Raw genomic sequence first — 23,606 nt, forward strand, 5'->3', positions numbered from 1 at the left:
TCACTCCTCGATTCCGGTGATGAAGATTTGCGCCTGCTCCGCGGCGCGCAAGGCTTCGGCACGATCGGCGATGATGGTTCCCCCCGCGCCCACGGCGATGCCGCGCAGCCCAGCCACCCTGGCCCCCTCGACCGTGCGCGGGCCGATGGCCGGCGCGTCCACGCGCATCTCCTGCCCGCGCTTGGGCAGCTTCACCAGCACGCCGCCCGGCCCTTCCCGGCGCAGCGTCGCGGCACGAGCCAGCAGGGCATCCGTGCCCTCGATCGCCTCGATCCCGAGGACGAGGCCCTGCTGAACCACCACGGCTTGCCCGACATCCTGGGCCGCCAGGGCATGCAGCACCGCCACGCCACGCGCGATGTCTTCGCGCGCCGTAGCGTCCGGCTCCGGCCCCACGAGCAGGCCGGAGGGCGCCATCGCCCCCTGGATCAGGGATTGCGGTGCCACGACGTCGAACCCCTCCTCCTCCAGGATTCGCACCAGCCCGCGCAGCAGTGCATCGTCCCCGCGAAGAAAGGCGGTGCCCAGCCGCGCCACGGCCCGTGCGGTCCAGGCATCGGGCCACAGGCCAGACAGGGAAGGACGGCGTGCCGCACCGCACAAGGCGATCCGTGTGACTCCCTCGCGCCGGAAGCGGTCGAGGATGGAACCCCCTGCTCCGGCCCGCTCCACCATGTGAGGCAGGTGCGCGAAGGCGGCGGGGTCGCAGAACTCGCGGATGCAGGCCACGAAGACGGGGCCCTGGGCGGCGGCGGCCTCGGCGACGCGGAGGGGAAAGGGACCGCCCCCCGCGATCACCCCGATTGTCACGCCCCGCTCTCCTCCTCGTCGCCGAACTCGGCGGCCATCCGGCCGGGGCGGATTAACTCGCGTCGCCGGTCGCCAGCACGGAGGAAGGCGATGACCTCGCTCACCAGCGCATCGCCGGCGAATTGCGCTTCGGCCTGGTTGAGCCGCTCCTGGAAGGTTCCAGGCTCGCGGAAGATGAGGCGGTAGGCGGCGCGCAACGCATGCAGGTTCTCACGCGCGAAGCCGCGGCGCCGCAGCCCTATCACATTCAGCCCGACGAGGCGCGCGGGCAGGCCGAACACGTTGCCGAAGGGCGGCACGTCGTTGGTAACGCCCGCAAGGCCGCCCACCATCGCCTGCCGCCCGATCCGCACCATCTGGTGCACGGCCGCGCCACCGCCCAGGAAGCAGTTGTCGCCCAGCCGCACATGGCCGCCCAACATGACGTTGTTGGCCAGGATCACGCCGTTGCCGACCACGCAGTCATGCCCGACATGCGAGCAGGCCATCAGCAGGCAGTCCGTGCCGATGCGGGTGAAGCCGTCGCCGCCCACGCTGCCGCGATGCACTGTCACATGCTCGCGTAATGCGCTTCGTGCGCCGAGCAGAACGCCGGTCGGCTCGCCCTTGTACTTCAGGTCCTGCGGCGCGAGTCCGACCGAGGCATAGGGGGCAAGCTGCGCCCCCTCCCCGATCACGGTCCGCCCCTCCACCACGTTGTGCGAGGTGAGCATGGCGCCGGGGCCGATCTCGACCTCCGGCCCGATGATGCAGAACGGGCCGATCCGTGCTCCGGCGCCGATCACGGCTCCGGGCGCGATGACGGAGGAAGCGTGGACCTCCGCCGTGGGGGCGATGGAATCCAAGTTCCTCACCGGTCCCGGATCATCGCGGCATAGGTGGCCTCGGCGACCACGACGCCATCCACCTTGGCCTCGCCCCTGAACTTCCAGACGTTCATGCGCCGCTGGACCTTCTGCACATGCACATGGACTTGGTCGCCCGGCACGACGGGGCGGCGGAACTTCGCGGCCTCCACGGTCATGAAGTAGACGAGCTTGCCTTTCGACGCCTCGCCCAGGGTGGCCACCACCAGCACGGCGGAGGTCTGGGCCATGCTCTCGATCAGCAGGACGCCTGGCATCACCGGCTCCTGCGGGAAATGGCCCTGGAAGAAATTCTCGTTGATCGAGACGTTCTTGATGCCGGTCGCGCGCTCGTCCAGCACGATGTCCACGACGCGGTCGATCAGCAGGAAGGGGTAGCGATGTGGGATCGCCTCCATCACCTGCCGGATGCCATAGGTGCCGAGCGTCATGCCCGCATCATTTCCGTCCATGGCGCCTAGTCGCCCTCTCTCTTGCCGCCGCGCGTCCGCGCAGCCAACCGCTTCAACACCGCCGCCTGGCGGAAGACTTCCTTAACGGGCATCGCGGGCGTGCCGAAGAGCTCGGCGCCTGCGGGCACGTCGCTGATGACGCCAGCCTGCGCGCCGATGCGCGCGCCACGGCCGATGGTCAGGTGACCGGTCATTCCCACCTGCCCCCCCACCTGCACGAAATCGCCGAGCGTGGTGGAGCCGGAAATGCCGACCTGCGAGACCAACACGCAGCCCCGGCCGGTCCGTACGTTGTGGGCCAGCTGAACCAGATTGTCCACACGCGTCCCGGATCCGACCACCGTGTCACCCTGGGAGCCACGGTCCACGCAGGCATTGGCACCGATCTCGACCCCATCCTCCAGGATGACACGCCCGAGCTGTGGCATGGTGACGAATCGTCCGTCCGGCGTGGGAGCGAAGCCGAACCCCTCCTGCCCGACCCGGGCACCCGGATGCAGCACCACGCCACGGCCCAGGAGGGCGTGGCTGACGCTGGCATGGGCATGGAGGCGGCATCCCTCGCCCAGCACGACGCCTGGGCCGATCACCGCATGAGGGCCGATCAGGCAGCGCGACCCGATCTCGGCGCCGGCACCGATGACGGCCAGCGGCCCGATCTCCGTCCCCTCGCCGATGCGTGCGGTCGGGTCGACCACCGCGCTCGGGTGGACGCCCGGCACGGGAGCCGGGGCGGGATGGAACAGCGCGGCGATGCGGGCGAATGCGAGGTAGGGCGCCGCCGAGACGATCGGGACACAACCGCCGGGCACCTGAGCGACGAACTCCTCCGTCAGGACAACGGCACCGGCCCGCGTCGCCTGCAGTTCCTTCAGGTAGCGGCGATTGTCGAGGAAGCTGACCTGCTCCTCCGTCGCATCCTGCAACCGCGCGACGCCGCTGAAGTGCCGCGCCGGATCGCCCGCGCTGGTCGCTTCGGCAGCGTCGAGGATGGCGGCCAGGCTTTGCGGCCCGGCCTGGAGGAAGAAGCGCGGGTCGGCGGCCATGCGGCCCCCCGCCCCCTCAGTTGCGGCCTTGGGCCGGGCGCTGGCCGCCCTGCGCGGCCGGAGCCGGGGCCGGGGCGGGAGCCTGACGTTGGTTGCCCTGCGCGGCCGGGGCCGGCGCCTGGCCACGCGGGGTGACCTGCTGCGGCGGAACGGGCGGGGTGGAGCCGTCGCTGTCGGCCGGAATATTCACCCGCGCTAGGACGCGGTTGAACTGCTGGCTCACCTCCTCCGTCATGTCGAAGGCGGGCTCGTTCATGATGACCAGCGGGCGCGGCAGCACGATGTTCACGTTGCGCCCGGCCGCCACCTGCCGCACGACGTTCGCCAGCGACTCCTCGATCTGCGACAGGGACTGCTGTGCCGCCTGCTCGATCGCCTGGGAGCGGTTGCGGAAGATGCGCTGCGAGTCGGTGATGCGGTCCTGCAGCTCGCGCTCGCGCTGGCGGATCTGCTCCGGGTTCAGCGTGGCGCGCTGCGTCGCAAGCTGCTGCTGCGCCTCGCGCCAGGTGTTCTGCTCACGCTGGAGATCGTCGTTCAGCCGGGTCCGGCGCCGCTCGATCTCCTCCCGCACCTGGTTGAAGGCAGTGGAGACGCGCTGCACCTCGGGGATGTCCACGATGCCGATCAGCGCCGCCGGCGGCTGCTGCCCCGGACGCGGAGCCTGGGCCTGCTGCGCTGGGCGCTGCGCGGGAGGCTGGGCGGGGCGCTGCTGCGCCTGGGCCGGGCGCTGCCCGCCCTGGCCCTGTCCGGGCACGAACCACTCCTGCCCACCCTGCTGCGCGAGGGCGAAAGCCGGAAGAAGGCCCATGGACAGGCCGAGGACGAGTCGGGAAAAACGCATGAGGATCAGACTTTCCGGTTCAGAAGCGTGTGCCGAAGCCGAAGCGCACGACCTGGGTCTCGTCATAGCGCTGCTTCGCCACCGCCTGCGCGACGTCGATGTTGATCAGCCCGAAGGGCGACCGCCAGGAAATGCCCACGCCTGCGCCCACGCGCGGCGTCGCGGTGTCGCCGATGCCCGGGCCGGAGACTGTGCGCGAGAGCGAGCCGACATCTATGAATGCACGGCCGATCAGGCCGATCTCCGACGGGACGGGCAGCGGGAAGCGGAACTCGCTGCTCTGGGTCCACATGAAGCGGCCACCCAGCGCGTCGCCCGTCGTGAGGTCGCGCGGGCCGGCGCCGGCCAGGGCGAAGCCGCGCAAATTCTCGCCGCCCAGGAAGAAGCGGTCCACGATGCGGTCGGGGCGGCTGCCGAAGGATTCGAGGATGCCAACGCTCGCCGTGAATGAGAGCACATAATCCTCGTGGCCCAGGATGCGCTCGAAGGGCAGGTGCAGGCTGCCATCGAGGCGGCCGCGGAAATACGCCACGTCGCCGCCAAGCCCCGCGAGGTCGGTGCCCAGGCGGATGAGGTAACCGCGGCGCGGTTCAAGGAAGTTGTCGCGTGTGTCGTAGGACAGCGTCTGGCTCACCTGCGACAGCAGGGTGGTGCCGCGCTGCTCGGTCACGTAGCGGCTCGCACCGGCCTGGATGTCGTACACCTCGCGCTGGACGAGGCTGTAGGACACGTTCTGCCGCAGCCGCTCGTTGAACTCCCAGCCCGCACGGAGGGCGAAGCCAGCGCGGCGCTCGCTGTAGTTCGCGATGTTGAGCAGGTTGCGCTGGATGTAGAACACGTCCGCGCCCAGGGCGAGGTTGCGGTCCATGAAGGCCGGGTCGGTGATGGACAGATCCAGCTGAGACCGGCGCTGCGCGATGGTCGCGGCGATGCGCGCGTCGAGCCCGGTGCCCGACAGATTGCGCTCGCGGATGCCGAAGTCGGCGAGGAAGCCGGCATCGGTGGAGTAGCCACCGCCCACGCTCACCTCACCCGTCGCGCGCTCCTGCAGGCGGGTGGTGATGATGGTCCGGTCCGGCGCGGAACCAGGAGCGCTGGTGATCTGGACGTCGCCAAAATAATTCAGGTTGCGGATGCGCTCGCGCGAGCGGCGAACCTGCGCGGCGTTGAAGGCATCGCCCTCCGCAAGGCGGAACTCGCGTCGGATCACGCGGTCCTGGGTGCGGGTGTTGCCCTCGATGTCGATGCGCTCGACGAAGATGCGCGGCGCCTCATTGATGGCGAAGGTGATGTTGATGCGCCGCGCTTCCGCGTCGCGGGTGATCTGCGGCTGCACGTCCACGAAGGGAAAGCCGCGCAGATTCGCCGCGTCGGCGATGGCCTGGGAGGTGCGCTCCACCGCGTCGCCATCGTACCAGTCGCCCGAACGGATCTCGATGAAGCGCCGCAGCTCCTGCGTGTTCAGGTTCGGGAAGGACGAGGTGATGTTGATCTCGCCGAAAGAGAAGCGCTGCCCTTCGTTCATCGGATAGGTGATGAAGAAGCCCGAACGGTCAGGAGACAGCTCCGCCGAGGGATTGCCCACCTGGATGTCGGGGTAACCGTTGCGCAGGTAGTAGCGGCGCAGCAGCTCGCGGTCGAAGGCAAGCCGATCCGGGTCGAACGTGTCGGAGCTGGAGAAGATCCGGTAGAAGGCCTGCTCCTTGGTCGCTACCACTTCGCGCAGCCGCGAGTCGGAGAAGGCCGAGTTGCCGACGAAGTTGATGCGCGCAACCTGCGCGACCTCGCCCTCCGTGATCTCGAAGACCACATCCACGCGGTTCTGGTCCAGCTCGATGATCTTGGGCTCGACCCGCGCCGCGTAGCGGCCACGGCGCGCATAGAGGTCGAGGATGCGCTGGCGGTCGCCCTGGGCCAGCTGCGGCGTGAAGACGCTGCGGGCGCGAAGCTGGATCTCGGGGCGGAGGTTGTCGTCGGAGACGCGCCTGTTGCCCTCGAAGGCGACGCGATTGACGATCGGGTTCTCCTGCACCTGCACCACGAGGCTCGAGCCATCGCGCGTGATGCGGACGTCGCGGAACAGCCCGGTCTGGAACAGGGAGCGCAGCGAGCGGTCGGAGCGATCTGGATCATACGGGTCGCCCGGCTGCAGCAGCATGTAGGAGCGGATCGTCTCCGCCTCGATGCGCTGGTTGCCGCGAATGTCGATGGACGTGATCACGCCCTGGGGCGGCTGGGGCGCAGCAGCGGGCGCCGCGCGACGCGGCGACTGGGCCGCAGCGTCGGGCATGGCAAGCAGGCCGATTCCGGCGGTGGCGAGCAGCAGGGCGCGGAAGGTGGCGTGCAAGGGGCGACCCATTGGTTTCGGGTTGGCGACGAACGCGGGGACCATAGCGGCGGCGGGGCGGCCCCGCCACCCCGGCCCGCCTGCGGCGGAGCTCGACCGGCGGCTCATCCGAGCATCCCAGCAACCCAGCGCCCGATCCCGCCATGGGCGATGTCGTTCCAGGTGGCGAAGACGAAGAGCGAGATGAGCAGCGCGAAGCCGGCGCGGAAGCCGTATTCGAGCGCGCGCGGCGGCAGTGGCCGCCCACGCACCGCCTCGGCGGCGTAGAAGAGCAGGTGCCCGCCATCGAGCAGCGGAATCGGAAACAGGTTCAGCAGGGCGAGGCTGATGGAAAGCAGCGCCATCAGGTTCACCAGCGGCACGATGCCGAGGCTCGCCGCCTCGCCCGATACTTCGGCAATGCGGATCGGCCCACCGAGTTCGCTCGCAGAGCGGCTGCCGGACAGCATCTCGCCGATGCCGCTCAGCGTCATCCAGGACATCTCGAAGGTCTGGACCGTGCCGGCCCAGAGCGCGCTGAACGGGTCCAGACGCTCGAACCGCGCCTGTCCGCCCTGGATTCCGAGGATGCCGACCGGCTGCGTTTCGGAGCCGGGACGCGGCGCAGGTGTGGCGGTCAGCGTCACCTCGCGCCCCTCGCGCGTCACCCGCACCTCGACCGGCACGTTGGCGCGCGGCTGGATGTGGCGCTGCACCTGGTCGAATCGGCCTACCCGCATCCCGTCAAGGGCCACGATCTCGTCGCCCGGCTGGATGCCCGCCTGCTCGGCCGGCGAGCCGGCGGCGACAACGCTCACCGCGGTCATCCCGCGTGGCTGGCCATAGGTGGCGTAGAGGCCGGCGAAGAGCAAAATCGCCAGCAGGAAATTCGCGATCGGCCCGGCGGCGACGATGATGGCGCGGTCGCCGACGGGCTTGTCGTGGAAGGTCTCGCCCTCGCGCGGCGGCGGGGTGTTCGGCTCGGGCGAGCCGTCCAGCGGCGACTGCCCATGCAGCTTCACGTATCCGCCGAGCGGGATCCAGGAGACGCGCCATTCCGTGCCGCGCCGGTCGGTCCAGCGCGCGATGACCCGCCCGAAGCCGATGGAGAAGGCATCCACATGGACGTTGCGCCAGCGCGCCGCCAGGTAGTGCCCCAGCTCATGAAAGAAGACGAGCACGCCCAGCACCACCACGAAGGCGAGCAGGGTGCGGACGGCATCAGGCAGGAAGTCGAGCATCGCGTTTCCTCAGGCGGCGGCGCGCCGGACAGCATTGCGGCGCGCGTGATCACGCGCCCGCCCGTCCAGCGCCAGCACGGCGGGAAGATCCGGCACGGCCTCCCCGCCCAGCGCGGCAAGGGTATCCTCCACCACGGCGGCAATGTCCAGAAAACCGAGTTCGCGGCGCAGGAACATCTCCACGCCGATCTCGTTCGCGGCATTCAGGACGCAGGGTGCCCCCCTCCCCGCCTCCAGCGCCTCGCGCGACAGGCGCAAGGCCGGGAAGCGCGCCGGGTCGGGCGCGGCGAAGTCCAGCCGACCCAGTGCGGCGAGGTCCAGCGGTTTCACCTCCGCCCTCATGCGTCGCGGCCAAGCGAGGCAATGGGCGATGGGCGTCCGCATGTCCGGAGAGCCAAGCTGCGCCAGCACCGAGCCATCCTGGTACTGCACCAGCCCGTGAACGGTGGATTGCGGGTGGATCAGCACCTCGATCGGCGGGCCGGGGAAAAGCCGCGCCGCCTCGATCACCTCCAGCCCCTTGTTGAACATGGTGGCGCTGTCCACGCTGATCTTGGCCCCCATGGACCAGACCGGGTGGCGAACCGCCTGCTCCGGCGTCGCGGCGCGCATCTCGGCGAGGCTCGCCTCGCGGAACGGGCCGCCGGAGGCGGTGAGGATGATCTTCGCCACCTGCTCCGGCGCCCGCTCGCCCAAGGCCTGGAACACGGCGTTGTGCTCCGAATCCACGGGCAGCAGGGTGGCGCCCGAGGCACGCGCGGCCTCCAGAACGATCTCGCCGGCGCAGACCAGGCTCTCCTTGTTGGCCAGGGCCAGCGTCCCGCCGCGCCGCAGCGCCTCCAGGGTGGAAGCGAGCCCCGCCGCGCCCACGATGGCGGCCATGGTCCAGTCCGCCGGCCGGGCGGCCGCTTCCACCACGGCTTCCGGCCCGGCGGCCGTCTCGATTCCGGTCCCAGCCAGGGCCTCGCGCAGGGCAGGAAGACCATCCGGGTCGGCCACGACGGCAAGGCGGGCGCGGTGCTCCCGCGCCTGGGCCGCCAGCGCCGCCACGTCGCGCCCGGCGACCAGCGCCTCGACCTCAAACTCCCCCGGTGCGGCGGCGGAAAGCAGGGACAGGGTGGAACGGCCGATGGACCCCGTGCTGCCCAGGATGGATACGCTGCGGCCCAAGGCCTTTACCTCCAAAGTTGCGTGCCCGGACCGATCGCCCAGGACAGCAGGGCGGCGACCGGCGCGGCAGCCAGGACCCCGTCCAACCGGTCGAGCAGGCCCCCATGGCCCGGAATCAGGCCGGAGGAGTCCTTTACTCCGAAACGGCGCTTGATCCAGCTTTCCAGCAGGTCACCTCCCTGGGTGGCGATGCCCAGCAGCCCCGCCACTAGGGCTGCCCGGATCCCGGCCGAGCCGGGCTCCAGCGCCGCGGCCGCCAGCACCCCGACCAGCATGGCGCCCGCCAAGCCGCCCAGGGCACCCGCCCAGGTCTTGTTGGGCGAGACAGCCGGCCAGAGCTTCGGCCCGCCAAAGCTGCGCCCGGCCAGGTAGGCGGAGATGTCCGAGGCCCAGACCACCAGAAACAGGAAGATGACGTTCTCCCGCCCTGCCACATCGGCGTGGCGAAGCTCGATCAGCGCCACCCCGGCGAGGCCGATATAAAGCGCCCCGAAGGCAAGCCAGAGCGGTGGGACCAATCCCCTTCGCCGCGCCGAGTGGCGCGCCGCATAGGCGCCCACCAAAAGCAGCACCACGGCCGTGGGGAAAGACCCTGCGGTCGAGGCGGCACCGGCCAACAGCACCGCCGCCGGCACGAACAGCCCGGGGCGCGAGCGGGTGGAACCGCCGCAGAGCCGCACCCATTCCCAGGCCAGCCCCGCGGCGCAGACCGCCATCAGCACCGTCCACCAATACGCGCCCAACCAGATGCAGAGCAGCGCCGCCGGCCCCAGCAGGCCGGCAGTCAGGGCACGCTTGCGGAGGTCGCTCCAGTTCCGCCCGCCGGCGGCGCTCACCCCGCCCGCGCCCCGAAGCGGCGCTCGCGCGCCGAAAAATCGGCGAGGCAGGCGGCGAAATGCTCGGCACCGAAATCGGGCCACAACACCGGCGGGAAGGCCAGCTCGGCATAGGCGGCTTGCCAGAGCAGGAAGTTGGATAGGCGCTGCTCGCCGGAGGTGCGGATGATGAGGTCCGGATCCGGCTGGCCGGCCGTGTAGAGGTGTCGGGCGAAGCTCGCCTCGTCCAGCGCCTCAGGCGCGACGCCGGCGCGCATCGCTGCCCGCGCCGCCGCCACGATCTCCGACCGCGCGCCATAGGACAGGGCGACGGTCAAATTCAGCCGGACATTGCCGCGCGTACGCGCCTCCGCTGCCTCGATATCGGCCAGCGTGTCTGGACCGAAGCGGTGCCGCTCGCCGATCACGCGCAGCCGCACCCCCTCCCGATCCAGCTGGGCGACCTCGGCGCGCAGGTAGTGGCGCAGCAGGCCGGTGAGCTCCTGCACCTCCTCCTTCGGGCGCGACCAGTTCTCGGAGGAGAAGGCGAAGAGGGTCAGCCAGGGCACGCCATGGGTGATCGCGGCTTCGATGGTGCGGCGCACGGCTTCGGCGCCCGCGCGATGCCCCATGGCGGTGGGCAGGCCGCGTTGCTCCGCCCAGCGGCGGTTGCCATCCATGATGACGGCGACGTGGCGCGGCGGGACGCCGCCCGCGCCCGCCGGTTGGGCGGGGCGGTGGAGCATCAGACGGTCTTGATGTCCTTTTCCTTCGCCGCGAGCGCCGTGTCGATCTGCTTCACGTAATCGTCGGTCAGCTTCTGCACCTCGTCGGACCAGCGCTTCGCGTCGTCCTCGCTGATCTCGCTCTTCTTCTTCCAGCCCTGAATCTGCTCCATGCCGTCGCGGCGCACGCCGCGGATGGCGACCTTGGCGCCCTCGGCGTACTTCGCCGCCATCTTCGCCAGCTCGTTGCGGCGCTGTTCGGTCAGGGGCGGCAGGTTGATGCGGATGGTCTGGCCCTCCGACTGCGGATTCAGGTTCAGCCCGGAATCGCGGATCGCCACCTCGACCTGCTTGGTAACGGAGCGGTCGAAGACCTGGACCACCAGCATGGACGGTCCACCTACCGAGACGTTCGCCACCTGGTTCAGGGCTTGGTTCGCGCCATAGGCTTCGACTCGGATGTTCTCCAGGAGGGCGGGCGCGGCACGGCCGGTCCGCAGGCCGGAGAATTCCTTCTTCAGCGTCTCCATCGCGCCATCCATGCGGCGCGAAAGGTCGGCGCGGAGGGCGTTCCGGTCGGGCGGTGCGGCGGGCATGGTTCTTTCCCCTCTTGCTTCGGCGTCAGGCGGCGTCGGTCACGATGGTGAAGCGGCCCTGGCCCTTCATCACCTCGGTGAAGGCGCCTGCCTCGTGGATATTGAAGACGATGATGGGCAGGTGGTTCTCCCGCGCCACGGAGATCGCGGCTGCATCCATCACCGCAAGGTCGCGCGAGAGCATCTCGAGGTAAGGGAGCGTGGTGTAGCGCTTGGCGTCCGGGTTCTTGCGCGGGTCGCTGTCATAGACGCCATCCACCTGCGTGCCCTTCAGCAGCGCGTCGCAGCCCATCTCGGCAGCGCGCAACGCGGCAGCGGTATCGGTGGTAAAGAAGGGGTTGCCCGTGCCGGCCGCGAAAATCACCACGCGGCCCTTCTCCATGTGGCGAATGGCGCGGCGGCGGATATAGGGCTCGCAGATGGCGGACATCTCGATCGCGCTCTGCACCCGGGTCGGCACTCCCAGCCGCTCCAGCGCCGACTGCATGCCCAGCGCGTTCATCACTGTCGCCAGCATGCCCATGTAGTCGGCCTGGGCGCGGTCCATCCCGGCTGCCGCCCCGGCGACGCCGCGGAAGATATTCCCGCCGCCAATCACCAGCGCGACCTGCACGCCCAGCTCGGCGGCGTCCTTGATGTCCTCGGCGATCCCCTTCACCGTCGCGGTGTCCAGGCCATAGGCGCGGTCGCCCATGAGCGCCTCCCCCGAGACCTTCAAGAGCACGCGCTTGTAGGTAGGGGTCATGGCGTTTCCGGTTCCGTTCCTTGGGAAGCTAGCAGGGGGCGGGGGGCGCGGCCAGCCGCGCCCTCCCCTTTCCTGGCCTCAGGCCTTCAGCCCGGCCTGGGCGGCGACCTCGGCCGCGAAGTCGGAGGACTCCTTCTGGATGCCCTCGCCGAGCTGGAAGCGGGCGAAGCCGGCCAGGTTCAGCCCGGCCTTCTCCACCACGGCGCGCACCCGGCTCTCGCCGTCGTGCACCCAGACCTGCTCCAGCAGCACCACTTCCTCGTAATACTTACGGATGCGGCCCTCGATCATCTTCTGGATGACCGCGTCGGGCTTGCCGGAGGCGCGGGCCTGCTCGGTGAGCACGGCGCGCTCGCGCTCCAGGGCCGAGGGGTCCACAGCGTTGACGTCCAGAGCCTCGGGACGCGTCGCGGCGACGTGCATGCCGATCTGGCGGCCCAACAGCTCCATCACCTCGCCCTCGCCCGCGCCTTCCAGCGCGACGAGCACGCCGATCTTGCCGAGGCCCGGCTTCACGGCGTTGTGCATGTAGGTGGCGACGGTGCCGCGATCGACCCGGAACACCTTGGCACGCCGGATCGTCATGTTCTCGCCGATCGTGGCGACGAGGCGCGTCAGCTCCTCCTGCGTCGAGTGCGTCGTGCCGGGATAGGTCGCGGCCTTCAGCTTCTCGATGTCGTCGCCGACCGAGAGGGCGAGACCCGCCACCTCGGACACGAAGGCCTGGAAGGTCTCGTTGCGCGCCACGAAGTCGGTCTCGGCATTGACCTCGACCATGGCGGCGACGCCGGGGCCGGAGGCGGTGCCGACCAGCCCCTCGGCGGCCACGCGGCCGGACTTCTTGGCCGCGGCAGAAAGACCCTTCTTCCGCAGCCAGTCGATCGCGGCCTCCATGTCGCCGCCCGTCTCGGTGAGGGCCTTCTTGCAGTCCATCATGCCCGCGCCGGTCTGGTCGCGCAGGTCGCGGACCATTGCCGCCGTGATCTCAGCCATCGCTCGTGCTCCTGCTTACGGGGTTCAGGCCTGGGCTTCGGTGGCGGGCGCCTCGGCGCCTTCCTCCGGAACCAGTTCCTCCATCGCGCCGATGTCACGGCCCGAGGCGGTCATCTCGGCCGAGATGCCGTCGAACACGGCGCCGGCGACGAGGTCGCAATACAGGTTGATGGCGCGGATCGCGTCGTCATTGCCCGGGATCGGGAACTGGATGCCCGAGGGGTCGGCGTTGCTGTCCACCACGGCCACGACTGGAATGCCGAGCGTGTTGGCCTCCTCGATCGCCAGCTTCTCCTTCACCACGTCGATGACGAAGATCAGGTCGGGCAGGCCGCCCATCTCGCGGATGCCGCCCAGGGCGCGGTCCAGCTTCTCCTTCTCGCGCGTCAGCATCAGGATCTCCTTCTTGGTGAGACCCTGCACGTCGCCGGACAGGCGCGCATCCATCTCCTTCAGGCGCTTGATGCTGCCCGTGATGGTCTTCCAGTTGGTGAGCATGCCGCCCAGCCAGCGGTGGTTCACGTAGTACTGACCGCAGCGGGTCGCGGCCTCGGCCACGTACTCGGCCGCCGCCTTCTTGGTGCCCACGAACAGGACGCGGCCGCCGCCGGCCACGGTGTCGCGCACCTGGCGCAGCGCGCGCTCCAGCATCGGTACAGTCTGCTGCAGGTCCAGGATGTGGACCTGGTTGCGCACGCCGAAGATGTAGGGCGCCATGCGCGGGTTCCAGCGCCGCGTGTGGTGGCCGAAATGCACGCCCGCCTCGAGAAGCTGGCGCAGGGAAACCTCAGGCATCGCCATCGCGATCATCCTTCCATCGATAGTCCGGTTGAGCCTCCGCGGCGCAATGAACCCGGGATTGACCGGGACCGGACCCTCGCCATGGGGGAAGGGCGCGCCGCGTGCGGATTTCCGGCGGACAAGCCCCGCCGGCGGCCGGGTCATGGCGGAAAATGGCCCGCGGCGCAACCCTCCAGCACGCCACGCAGGGCTGCGACGGCCGCATCCACGGGGCCGTCATTGATGATCCGGACCCGCCGCAGCCCCGCTGGCAGGGCTCCCTCCCGGTCCAGCCGGGCTGCGATCTCGGCCTCCCCTTCCCGTCCCCGGGCCCGCAACCTTTCGGCGAGGACAGAGCGAGGGGCCGTCACTTCCACCACCAGCAAGGGGTGGCGGGACGCCGCCTCCTCGAGCACGGCGCGGGAGAGGTTCAGCAGGGTGACGGGTGCCCGCACCACCTCCGCGCGCCGGATGCCGTAGCGCAGCCCATGCGCCTCCCAGTGCAAGACGAGGTCCGCCGTGGCGAAGCTGTGATGCGACAGGTACTCGTGCGCCTCTCCGCCCGCATCCTCGGGGCGGGAAATGACCCGGCGGGCAAAGTGGAAGCGCCCATCGCATGCGAGTTCCTTGCGCAGCGCGGCCAGGATCGTGTCCTTCCCTGCCCCCGAAGGCCCCACGACCGCGACCCAGACCATCCTGCCCCCCGATTGACGAAACCGGCCCGAGCCCTCCCTATCCCGGCAACAGGAGCGTCACCAGCCATGTTCACCACCCGCCCCGAGATCGCCGGAACCTTCGGCGTCGTCGCCTCCACCCATTGGGTCGCCAGCCAGGTCGGCATGGCGGTGCTGGAGCGGGGCGGCAACGCCTTCGACGCCGCCGCCGCCGCCGGCTTCACCCTGCAGATGGTGGAGCCGCACCTGAACGGCCCGCTGGGCGACTGCCCGATCATCCTGCACTCCGCCGCTTTGGGGACGCAGCAGGTGATCTGCGGCCAGGGCCCCGCCCCGGCCGGGCTGACCGTGGCGCATGTGAAGGATCATCTCGGCCTCGACATGATGCCTGGCACCGGCTTCCTCGCCGCCCCGGTGCCCGGTGCCTTCGACGCCTGGGCGCGGATGCTGCAGGAGCATGGGACGTGGCGCCTGCGCGACGTGCTCGCCTACGCCATCGGCTATGCCCGCCACGGCGCGCCCATGGTCGGGCGCGTGAAGGCGACGGTCGAATCAGTGCGCCGCCTGTTCGAGCAGGAATGGACCACCTCCGCCGCCATCTGGCTGCGTGACGGCGGACCGCAGGGGGGCGGACTCTACAGCAACCCCACCCTTGCCGACACCTATGAGCGCGTGCTGCGTGAGGCCGAGGCACCCGGCCGCACCCGCGAGGCCGAGATCGAGGCGGCGCGCGAGGCCTGGTATGGCGGCTTCGTCGCCGAGGCCATCGACCGCTTTGTCCGCTCCCCGGCCATGGACACTTCCGGCGAGCGCCATGCCGGCGTGCTGACCGGCCAGGACATGGCGAAATGGCGCGCGGGGGTGGAGAAGCCCCTCACCCACGAGTTCAGGGGCCACACCGTCCTGAAGTGCGGCCCCTGGAGTCAGGGTCCGACCATGCTCCAGACGCTGTCCCTGCTCGACGGGATGGACCTCGCCGCCATGGACCCGGTGGGGGCGGAGTTCGTCCACGCCGTCACCGAGGCGATGAAGCTGGCCTATGCCGACCGCGAAGCGCATTACGGCGACCCGGACTTCACCGACGTGCCGATGGAGGCGTTGCTCTCTGCCGAATACGTGGCGCAGCGACGCGCCATGATCGGCCGCGAGGCCTCGATGGAGTTCCGCCCCGGCACGCCCGGCGGGCGCCCGGTGCGCGGCGTGGACTATGCGGCGGCGGTGGCCCGCGCGGAGGAGATGCGCGCGGCGGAGGGCAGCGGCGAGCCGACCGTCTCGCGCCTCGGCGCCTCGGGTGGCGATACCTGCCACGTGGACATCATCGACTGCTGGGGAAATTTCGTTTCGGCGACGCCTTCGGCCGGGTGGCTGCAATCCTCGCCCGCCATCCCGGAGCTGGGCTGCTGCCTCGGCACGCGCTGCCAGATGTTCTGGCTGGACGAGACGCTGCCCAACGGCCTGCAGCCGGGCAAGCGGCCGCGGACCACGCTTTCGCCCTCGATGGTGCTGAAGGATGGCGCGCCCTACATGGCCTACGGCACGCCGGGCGGCGAACAGCAGGACCAGTGGCAGCCCATCATGCTGGCGCGGATGCTGGCGCATGGCTTCAACATCCAGGAAGCGATCGACCTTCCCAGCTTCCATTCGGAGCACTGGGTGTCCTCCTTCTGGCCGCGCGGCGCCAAGCCCGGCAAGCTGGTGCTGGAAGGCCGCTTCAAGGCCGAGGTGGCCGACGAGCTGCGCGCTCGTGGCCACAAGGTGGAGATGGGCGGCGACTGGTCGGAAGGGCGCCTCACCGGCGCACGGCGTCTTCCGGACGGCCAGCTCCGCGCGGGCGCGAACCCGCGCGGCATGCAGGGCTACGCGGTGGGGCGCTGAGCCAGCGCCCCCAGGATCCGCACCCAGGAGCGGGTGCCCTTCCGGAAGCTTTCGAGGTCGTATTTCTCGTTCGGGCTGTGGACGCGGTCGTCCTTCTGCCCGAACCCGGCCATGACCACGTCCATCCCGAGTTCTCGCCGGAAATCCCCGGCGACGGGAATGGAGCCGCCGCCACCGATGAACACAGCCTCCCTGCCCCACTCGGCGGTCAGCGCATCGCGCGCCTGGATGAAGGCCGGGTCGGCGGTATCGAAGCCGATGGCGGAGGCGGAGCCATGCTCGATGAATTCGGCACGGCAATCGGCGGGCAGGCGGGCGCGCACGAAGTCACGGAAGGCGGCGCGGATGGCGTGCGGGTCCTGGTCGAAGACCAGGCGGAACGACACTTTCGCCGAGGCCTGGGCGGGGATGACCGTCTTGAACCCCTCGCCCTGGTAGCCGCCGCCCATGCCGTTGATCTCGGCGGTGGGACGGGACCACAGCATCTCCAGCGCGGTGCGGTCCTTCTCGCCAGCGGGAACGGACAGGCCGACCGCGCCAAGGAAGCCGGCGGCGTCGAAGCCGAGCCCTTCCCACTGCCGCCGCAGCGCATCGGGTAGTTCCGGCACGCCATCATAGAAGCCCGGGATGGTGACGCGCCCGTCCGCGTCATGAATGTCGGCCAGGATGCGCGCAAGGACGCGGTTCGGGTTGGCCGCGGCGGAGCCGAACATGCCTGAGTGCAGGTCCTGGTTGGCGGCGTGGATCACCACCTCCTCGCCACACAGGCCGCGCAGCATGGTAACGATGGCGGGGGTCTCGTTGTCCCACATGCCGGTGTCGCAGATCAGGCCGAGATCGGCCTTCAGTTCCGCCGCGTGCTCACGCAGGAAGGGCGGGAGGTTCACGCCGCCCGATTCCTCCTCGCCTTCCAGCAGGATGGTGAGCGGGATGGGCAGGCTGCCCGTCTCCTCGCGCCAGGCGCGGCAGGCTTCGAGGAAGGTCATCACCTGCCCCTTATCATCCGCTGCGCCGCGCGCGCGGATCACGGTGCGTCCATCCGGCAGCGTGTCCAGCGCCGGCTCGAAAGGGCCGCGCTGCCAGAGCGAGAGCGGGTCCACCGGCTGCACGTCGTAATGCCCGTAGAATAGCGCCGAGCGCCCGGGGGCCGAGCGGTCATGCCCCACCACGACGGGATGGCCGGGCGTCGGGTGCGACTTCGCTTCGAAGCCGAGATCGGCCAGTTCGCGCGCCAGATGCTCGGCGCAGCGTGCGCAGTCCGCGGCAAAGGCAGGGTCGGTGGAGATGGAGGGAATGCGCAGAAGCGCGAAGAGCCGCTCCAGCGCTGCCTCCGCATTCGCGTCCGCCCGCGCCAGCACCCGTTCCGTCACATCCATTCCATCATTCCCTGTTGCGCGCGTGATGATCCGTGACAGATGGGATGGGGCCAAGCCAATCGTCGCGCCGGATAGTCCAGAGTTCGTATGCCGGCGGCCAGAGGCTGGTCTCGTCGAAGGAGCCGTGGTGCAGCTCCATCTCCCCCGGCTCACTCTTCGCAAGGCGCCCGAAGACCTGGGAGCCGCAGCGCGGGCAGAAGGAGCGCACATAGCCGGGCTGGCTCTCGAAGCTGCTCGCCTCTCCGGTGATCGTGACCTTGCCCTCGGGAAAGACGACGAAGGCCATGAAGGGCGCCGCGTGCAGCTTGCGGCAGTCGAAACAGTGGCAGAGGCCCGAACGAATCGGCTCGCCCTCCGTGCGGAAGCGCAGCTGCCCGCAGCAGCACCCGCCCTCGCGGGTCATGCCGCTTCCTTCCGCGCCGCACGAGCCAGCTTGGCGAGGTTGGTCACGAGGCCGCGCGCCGCCTTCACGCGCTGGGCGAAGGGCATCTCCTTCAGCAGCATCACCTTGCCGTCGGGCCGCAGCGTGATGAGGCCCTTCTGGTTCTGGGACCACTCCACCAGCCCGACCGGGTTGTCGAAGCGCCCCCGGTGGAAGGTCACGACGATGCCCTTCGGCCCCGCATCCACCTTCTCCACATTCGCCTCCTTGCAGCGCAGCTTGATGGCGACGACGGCGAGGAGGTTCTCGACCTCCTCCGGCAAGGGGCCGAACCGGTCCACGAGCTCCGCGCCCATCGCATCCACCTCCGCCTCGCTGCCCAGTGCACCGATGCGGCGATAGAGGCCGAGGCGAACGGGCAGTTCCTGCACGTAATTCTCGGGGATCAGCACGGCGAGGCCAAGGTTGATCTGCGGCATCCAGGCGGTGTCCGACTCCTCGCGCTTGCGGGAGCCGGCGCGGAGGTCCGCCACCGCCTCTTCCAGCATCTCCTGGTAGAGCTCGATGCCCACTTCACGGATCTGACCCGACTGCTCCTCGCCCAGCAGGTTGCCCGCGCCGCGAATATCGAGGTCGTGCGAGGCCAGGGTGAAGCCGGCGCCGAGATTGTCCAGCGTCTGCATCACCTCCAGCCGCTTCTGCGAGGTGGGCGAGAGGCGGTGATGCGCCGGCCAGGTCAGATAGGCGTAGCCGCGCTGCTTGCCGCGACCGACGCGGCCGCGCAGCTGGTAGAGCTGACCCAGCCCGAACATGTCGGCGCGGTGGATGATGAGCGTGTTCACCGCCGGCATGTCGAGGCCGGATTCGACGATGTTGGTGGCCAGCAGGATGTCGTATTTTCCGTCGCCGAACTCCGTCATCACCTGCTCGAGCTCGGTGGCGGCGAGGCGGCCATGCGCCTGCACCATGCGCGCCTCGGGCGCGATTTCGGCCAGGCGCTCGGCCATCTTCGCCATGTCCTCGATGCGCGGGACGACGCAGAAGATCTGCCCGCCGCGGAAGCGCTCGCGCTGGATTGCCTCGCGCAGCACCAGCGGGTCCCATGGCATGATGAAGGTGCGGACTGCCAGGCGGTCCACGGGCGGCGTCGCGATCACGCTCATCTCCCGCACGCCGGACAGTGCGAGCTGCAACGTGCGCGGGATGGGCGTGGCGGTCAGCGTCAGCACATGGACGCCGGCCTGCAGCTCCTTCAGCCGCTCCTTATGCTTCACGCCGAAATGCTGCTCCTCGTCCACGATGACGAGGCCGAGATCGGCGAACTCGATCCCCTTGCCGAGCAGGGCATGGGTGCCGACCACGATGTCCACGTCGCCCCGCGCCAGGGCCTCGCGAGTCTCCTTCGCCTCCTTCGGCGTCACCATCCGGGATAGCTGGGCGATGCGGATCGGCAACCCGGCGAAGCGGGCGGTGAAGATGCGGTGGTGCTGGCGCGCCAGCAGCGTGGTCGGCACCACCACCGCCACCTGGGAGCCCGCCATGGCCACGGTGAAGGCGGCGCGCAGCGCTACCTCCGTCTTGCCGAAGCCCACGTCGCCGCAGATCAGCCGGTCCATCGGGCGGCCCGCCGCCAGATCCTCCAGCACGTCGGCGATGGCGCGGGACTGGTCCTCCGTCTCCACATAGGGGAAGCGGGCGCAGAACTCCTCCCAGGCGCCCTCGGGCGGGGCGATGACCGGGGCGTCGCGGGTCTTGCGCTGCGCCGCGATCTTGATGAGCTGCGCCGCCATGTCCGCGATGCGCTGCTTCGCCTTGGCCTTGCGCGCCTGCCAGGAGGCGCCGCCCAGCTTGTCCAGCGTGACGCCCGCCGTCTCCGAGCCGAAGCGCGACAGGATCTCGATATTCTCGACCGGGACGTAGAGCTTGGCGTCGCCGTCATAGGTCAGCTTCAGGCAGTCATGCGGCGCGCCGCCGGCCTGGACCGTTTCCAGCCCCTCGTAGCGGCCCACGCCGTGCTCGGCATGGACCAAGAGGTCTCCGACCTCGATCTGCGTGGCATCGGCCAGGAACTGGTCGGCGCGCTTGCGCTTGCGCGGCGGGCGGGCGATGCGCTCGCCCAGCAGATCCTGCTCCGCGGTGACGGAGATGCCGTCGCCGATGAAGCCGCGCTCCAGCCCCAGATGCGCGACGGCCACGACACCCGCGGGGAGCGAGCGCGCGGCATAGCCATCCTCGACCGGCTCCGCCGTGACTCGGTTCTCGCGCAGCAGCGTGACCAGACGCTCACGTGAGCCGCGAGTCCAGGCGGCGAGGACGGGACGGCGGCCACGGCCAATCTCGCTCTCCGCGTGGGCGGCATAGGCGTGGAACAGATTCTCGCCGGCCTGCCGTGCCTCGCTGAAGATGCGGCCCTGGCGGCCACCCGCGTCGATGCCGGGCGACCCTTCCGGCTTGTGGAAGGGTGAGAAGCGCAGGAGAGGCCCGCCGGCCAGCATCGCGTCCCAGGCCTTGCGGTCGAGGTAGAGGCGGTTTGGCGGAACGGGGCGGTAGGGAACCTCGCCTTCATTGATGCGGGCGGGGATGCGGCGCGCCTCGTAATGGTCGGCGATCATCTCCAGCCGCGCGGCCAGTGCATCCTCCGCTTGGTTGTCGAGGCTGACGGAGGCGCCGGGCAGGTAGTCCAGCAGCGTCTCCATCGTCTCGTGGAACAGCCCGGCCCAGTGCTCCATCCCCGGGTGGCGCCGCCCGGCGGAGACGCTGACATAGAGCGGGTCTTCCGAGGCGGCGGCGGTGAAGAGGTCCCGGTAGCCGGTGCGGAAGCGCTCGATGCTGGCGGGGTCGAGGAAGACCTCGCCCACCGGGCGCAGCACCAGGCGGTCCACGTGCTCGCGCGAGCGCTGGGTCTCGATGTCCAGGCGGCGGATACTCTCCACCTCGTCGCCGAAAAAGTCGAGGCGCAGCGGGTCGCTCATCCCTGCGGGGTAGAGGTCCAGGATGCCGCCGCGCACGGCATACTCGCCGGGCTCCATCACGGTCCCAGTGCGGCCATAGCCGTTGGATTCCAGGAACCCGACCACCTGCTCGATGCTGGCACGGCCGCCCTTGCGGAGCGAAAGCGCGGCCCCGGCGAAGGCGGCGCGAGGCGGCACCTTCTGAACGAGCGCATTCACCGTGGTCAGCACGATGCGCGGGCGGGTCGGCGCCTCCGTCAACTCCGCCAGGGTGGCGACGCGTTCGGCGATGATCTCGGGGTTGGGGGAGACGCGGTCATAGGGCAGCACGTCCCAGGCCGGCAGGCGGAGCACCTCCGCCTCGGGCATGAAGAAGGCCAGCGCCTCGGCCATTCGGGCCATGCGGGCATCGTCGCGGCAGACATGGAGGACGGGCGCCTGCGTCTCGGCCCGCCGGGCGCGCAGCAGGAGCGCGTCGAAGCCCTCGGGCGCGCCATAGACGTCGAGTGGCGCGCTCACCGGGCGTATCCGGGGCGTCCGGCGCCCGGGAGGGACATCTCGGCGGTGATGCGCTCCAGCAACGGGCCGCGCGCCTCCGCCGGGATAGGCCGGCGGCCGCTCAGCCAATCCGTGAGGTCCACATCGGGCATCTCGAGGATTGCCTCCAGCTCATCTAGCTCGGACTGGGAAAGCGTGGCGAGATGGCGCTGCACGAACCCCCCCAGCATCAGATCGCATTCCTTGGTCCCGCGGTGCAGGGCGCGGAACAGGAGGCGGCGGTGGCGAGGGGTCAGGTCGTCGTCTGCGGTCACGGGTGCCATATAGGATGCGTGAGCGGAACCGTCAGCCTCGAAGCCCTGCTGGAGCCCTTCTCCGGCCTGCCCGGAATCGGCCCGCGCCGTGCCGCCCTGCTAGCCAAGGCGACGGGCGGCACGCGCGTTGTGGACCTCCTGTTCCACCTGCCCGACCGCATTGCGGCGCGGGTGCGGGTGGACCATCCCGCCCGCGCACCCGCGGAGGTGGATGCCGTCCTGCCCGTCACGACCGTCTCGCTGCGCCCCAAGCGCGCCGCCAGCACCAACCGCCCCTATGTCGAGATCCGCACGGAAGAGGGCGTCACCATCCGCATCCTCAATGGCTGGCTGCAAACCGCCGAGCGGCAGTTCCCGCGCGGCGAGGTACGCTGGGTGTCGGGCAAGGTGAAGCCGGAGGGCGATGGCTGGTCCATGGCCAATCCGGATGTGGCGCGCGACCCGGATTCCTTGCCCGTGCTGGAACCCATCTGGCGCCTCACCGAGGGGCTGCACCGCGCCACCATGTCCGCTTCCATGCGGGAGGCCTTGGCGCGCCTGTCCAGCGGCTTGCCGGAATGGGCCGACCCACCCCTGCTGGCGCGCGAGGGTTGGCCGAGCTTTCCCGACGCGCTGCGCGCGCTTCATGTGCCCACCGTGCCCCCGGGTGCCGCGCCACGCGAACGCCTCGCCTATGACGAGGCCCTGGCCGGGCAGGTTGCCATGGGCCTATTGCGCCGGCGGCATCGCGCCTCCTCCGGCCGGGCGCTGCGCGGCGACGGGACGCTGCGCCGTGCCGCGCTGGCCGAGTTCGGCCTTGCCCTGACGCCCGACCAGGCCCATGCCCTGGCGGAGATCGAGGCCGACTTGGCCGCCCCGCACCGGATGCTGCGCCTGCTGCAGGGCGATGTCGGATCGGGCAAGACGCTGGTGGCGGTGCTGTCCATGCTGCAGGCGGTCGAGGCAGGTGCCCAGGCGGCGCTGATGGCACCGACCGAGATCCTGGCGCGGCAGCACCTCCGCACCCTCGCCCGGCTTTGCGGCGCGGCGGGGGTCGAGGTCGCCCTGCTGGCGGGCAGCGTGAAGGGGGCGGAACGGCGGCGCGTCCTCCAGGGCTTCGCCGACGGTTCCATTCCAATCGCCGTCGGCACCCATGCGCTCTTCCAGGAGGGGGTGGAGTTCCGCGACCTCGCCCTGGCCGTGGTGGATGAGCAGCACCGCTTCGGCGTGGCGCAGCGCCTGGAACTCGGCCGCAAGGGCGAGGATGCGGACATGCTGGTGATGACCGCCACCCCCATCCCCCGCACGCTGCAGCTGACGCAATGGGGCGAGATGCAGGTGAGCCGCATCGAGGGAAAGCCCGCCGGGCGCCAGCCCATCGCCACCCGCGTCGTGACCACCGCCCGGCATGCCGAGATCGTGGAACGCCTGGGTCAGGCCCTGGAGCGCGGCGAACGGGCCTATTGGGTGGTGCGTGCCATCACCGGCGGCGACCACGACGACAGCGTCGCCGCCGAGGACCGATTCGCGCAGCTGTCGCGCCGCTTCCCTGGCCAGGTGGGCTTGGCCCATGGCGAGCTCGACATGGAGGTGCGCGAGGGCGCGCTGCGCGACTTCGCGGAGGGACGCACGCGGCTTTTGGTCGCCACGACGGTGATCGAGGTCGGGGTGGATGTGCCGGAGGCGACGATCATCGTGATCGAGCAGGCGGAGCGATTCGGGCTTTCCGCCCTGCACCAGCTTCGCGGCCGCGTCGGGCGCGGCAGCCGGCCCTCCTCCTGCCTGCTCATTCATTCCGAGCATCTTTCGGAAAAGGAGAAGGAGCGCCTGCTGATCCTGCGCGACACGGAGGATGGCTTCCTCATCGCCGAGGAGGATCTGCGCCTGCGCGGCGGCGGAGAGGCGCTGGGAACGCGCCAGGCAGGGCAGGCACAGCTTCGCCTCGCCCTGCCGGAGGAGGACATTGCCCGGCAGAGCGACCTGATCGACATCGCCCATCGCGACGCGGAGGCGCTGCTGGAGCGAGACCCCGGCCTCGCCTCGCCGCGCGGGCGCGCGGTGCGCTTCCTGTTGCGGCTCTTCGGCAAGGAGGATGCGGCGGCCTATTTGAAGGCCGGCTGAGCCTTGCTATCCCGGTCGGCAGACCGGGAG

At 70.2% G+C, this 23,606-nt stretch carries 21 protein-coding genes; 2 read left to right on the forward strand and 19 right to left on the reverse strand.

Annotated elements, in window-relative coordinates:
- The 15 genes from JTJ31_RS09370 to JTJ31_RS09440 form a co-directional block, all read right to left on the reverse strand.
- Nucleotides 1–810 (reverse strand): LpxI family protein, encoded by an 810-nt coding sequence (locus JTJ31_RS09370; RefSeq protein WP_207538385.1) that lies wholly within the window; start codon nt 808–810, stop codon nt 1–3.
- The gene (lpxA, locus tag JTJ31_RS09375; RefSeq protein ID WP_207538386.1) at nt 807–1,664 is read right to left on the reverse strand and encodes an acyl-ACP--UDP-N-acetylglucosamine O-acyltransferase; all 858 of its coding nucleotides are present in this window, start codon (nt 1,662–1,664) and stop codon (nt 807–809) included. Before lpxA ends, JTJ31_RS09370 begins: the two co-directional genes overlap by 4 nt.
- Nucleotides 1,661–2,128 carry a 3-hydroxyacyl-ACP dehydratase FabZ gene (gene fabZ / locus JTJ31_RS09380; protein ID WP_236020043.1) on the reverse strand — a complete coding sequence of 156 codons (468 nt, stop codon included), beginning with the start codon at nt 2,126–2,128 and terminating at the stop codon, nt 1,661–1,663. Before fabZ ends, lpxA begins: the two co-directional genes overlap by 4 nt.
- A 5-nt stretch (nt 2,129–2,133) precedes the next feature.
- Nucleotides 2,134–3,174, reverse strand: a complete 1,041-nt coding sequence (lpxD, locus tag JTJ31_RS09385) for a UDP-3-O-(3-hydroxymyristoyl)glucosamine N-acyltransferase (RefSeq protein ID WP_207538387.1) — start codon at nt 3,172–3,174, stop codon at nt 2,134–2,136.
- Nucleotides 3,175–3,190: 16 nt separating this feature from the next.
- The gene (locus JTJ31_RS09390) at nt 3,191–4,015 is read right to left on the reverse strand and encodes an OmpH/Skp family outer membrane protein (RefSeq protein WP_207538388.1); all 825 of its coding nucleotides are present in this window, start codon (nt 4,013–4,015) and stop codon (nt 3,191–3,193) included.
- Between the two features lie 19 nt (nt 4,016–4,034).
- Nucleotides 4,035–6,470 (reverse strand): outer membrane protein assembly factor BamA, encoded by a 2,436-nt coding sequence (gene bamA / locus JTJ31_RS09395; RefSeq protein WP_236020044.1) that lies wholly within the window; start codon nt 6,468–6,470, stop codon nt 4,035–4,037.
- Entirely contained in the window at nt 6,467–7,582 is a 1,116-nt protein-coding gene (gene rseP, locus JTJ31_RS09400) for an RIP metalloprotease RseP (RefSeq protein ID WP_207538389.1), read from the reverse strand. Before rseP ends, bamA begins: the two co-directional genes overlap by 4 nt.
- A gap of 9 nt (nt 7,583–7,591) precedes the next feature.
- A complete protein-coding gene (dxr, locus tag JTJ31_RS09405) occupies nt 7,592–8,752 on the reverse strand; it encodes a 1-deoxy-D-xylulose-5-phosphate reductoisomerase (RefSeq protein ID WP_207538390.1) in 1,161 nt (386 codons plus the stop codon).
- A gap of 5 nt (nt 8,753–8,757) precedes the next feature.
- On the reverse strand, nt 8,758–9,588 hold the full coding sequence (locus JTJ31_RS09410) for a phosphatidate cytidylyltransferase (RefSeq protein ID WP_207538391.1): 831 nt from the start codon (nt 9,586–9,588) through the stop codon (nt 8,758–8,760).
- Nucleotides 9,585–10,313 (reverse strand): polyprenyl diphosphate synthase, encoded by a 729-nt coding sequence (gene uppS, locus JTJ31_RS09415; RefSeq protein ID WP_207538392.1) that lies wholly within the window; start codon nt 10,311–10,313, stop codon nt 9,585–9,587. Before uppS ends, JTJ31_RS09410 begins: the two co-directional genes overlap by 4 nt.
- Nucleotides 10,313–10,888 carry a ribosome recycling factor gene (gene frr / locus JTJ31_RS09420; RefSeq protein ID WP_207538393.1) on the reverse strand — a complete coding sequence of 192 codons (576 nt, stop codon included), beginning with the start codon at nt 10,886–10,888 and terminating at the stop codon, nt 10,313–10,315. The genes uppS and frr overlap by 1 nt, the downstream gene beginning before the upstream one ends.
- Before the next feature lie 25 nt (nt 10,889–10,913).
- Complete coding sequence (gene pyrH, locus JTJ31_RS09425) at nt 10,914–11,633, reverse strand: UMP kinase (protein WP_207538394.1); 720 nt, start codon at nt 11,631–11,633, stop codon at nt 10,914–10,916.
- Between the two features lie 78 nt (nt 11,634–11,711).
- Nucleotides 11,712–12,626 carry a translation elongation factor Ts gene (gene tsf, locus JTJ31_RS09430; protein ID WP_207538395.1) on the reverse strand — a complete coding sequence of 305 codons (915 nt, stop codon included), beginning with the start codon at nt 12,624–12,626 and terminating at the stop codon, nt 11,712–11,714.
- Between the two features lie 24 nt (nt 12,627–12,650).
- Nucleotides 12,651–13,427 carry a 30S ribosomal protein S2 gene (gene rpsB / locus JTJ31_RS09435; protein WP_207538396.1) on the reverse strand — a complete coding sequence of 259 codons (777 nt, stop codon included), beginning with the start codon at nt 13,425–13,427 and terminating at the stop codon, nt 12,651–12,653.
- Nucleotides 13,428–13,567: 140 nt separating this feature from the next.
- Nucleotides 13,568–14,101, reverse strand: a complete 534-nt coding sequence (locus JTJ31_RS09440; RefSeq protein WP_207538397.1) for an AAA family ATPase — start codon at nt 14,099–14,101, stop codon at nt 13,568–13,570.
- 66 nt (nt 14,102–14,167) lie between these two features.
- Between JTJ31_RS09440 and JTJ31_RS09445 the strand changes: the two genes are divergently transcribed.
- Nucleotides 14,168–15,955 (forward strand): gamma-glutamyltransferase family protein, encoded by a 1,788-nt coding sequence (locus JTJ31_RS09445; RefSeq protein ID WP_207538398.1) that lies wholly within the window; start codon nt 14,168–14,170, stop codon nt 15,953–15,955.
- On the opposite strand, the gene JTJ31_RS09450 is transcribed toward JTJ31_RS09445, so the two are convergent.
- The 4 genes from JTJ31_RS09450 to JTJ31_RS09465 are packed head-to-tail and all read right to left on the reverse strand — an operon-like array spanning nt 15,937 to nt 21,476.
- Nucleotides 15,937–17,331 (reverse strand): M20/M25/M40 family metallo-hydrolase, encoded by a 1,395-nt coding sequence (locus JTJ31_RS09450; protein WP_207538399.1) that lies wholly within the window; start codon nt 17,329–17,331, stop codon nt 15,937–15,939. The genes JTJ31_RS09445 and JTJ31_RS09450 overlap by 19 nt on opposite strands.
- A gap of 4 nt (nt 17,332–17,335) precedes the next feature.
- The gene (locus JTJ31_RS09455; protein ID WP_207538400.1) at nt 17,336–17,734 is read right to left on the reverse strand and encodes a GFA family protein; all 399 of its coding nucleotides are present in this window, start codon (nt 17,732–17,734) and stop codon (nt 17,336–17,338) included.
- Nucleotides 17,731–21,183 (reverse strand): transcription-repair coupling factor, encoded by a 3,453-nt coding sequence (gene mfd, locus JTJ31_RS09460; RefSeq protein WP_207538401.1) that lies wholly within the window; start codon nt 21,181–21,183, stop codon nt 17,731–17,733. The genes JTJ31_RS09455 and mfd overlap by 4 nt, the downstream gene beginning before the upstream one ends.
- The gene (locus JTJ31_RS09465; RefSeq protein WP_408015401.1) at nt 21,180–21,476 is read right to left on the reverse strand and encodes a succinate dehydrogenase assembly factor 2; all 297 of its coding nucleotides are present in this window, start codon (nt 21,474–21,476) and stop codon (nt 21,180–21,182) included. Before JTJ31_RS09465 ends, mfd begins: the two co-directional genes overlap by 4 nt.
- A gap of 18 nt (nt 21,477–21,494) precedes the next feature.
- Here JTJ31_RS09465 and recG point away from each other — a divergent pair, with 18 nt between their 5' ends.
- Nucleotides 21,495–23,576, forward strand: a complete 2,082-nt coding sequence (recG, locus tag JTJ31_RS09470) for an ATP-dependent DNA helicase RecG (RefSeq protein ID WP_328805712.1) — start codon at nt 21,495–21,497, stop codon at nt 23,574–23,576.
- Nucleotides 23,577–23,606: the final 30 nt, after the last annotated feature.

Origin of the sequence: Sabulicella rubraurantiaca, from assembly GCF_017355885.1 — a bacterium.
Classification (GTDB): domain Bacteria; phylum Pseudomonadota; class Alphaproteobacteria; order Acetobacterales; family Acetobacteraceae; genus Roseococcus; species Roseococcus rubraurantiacus.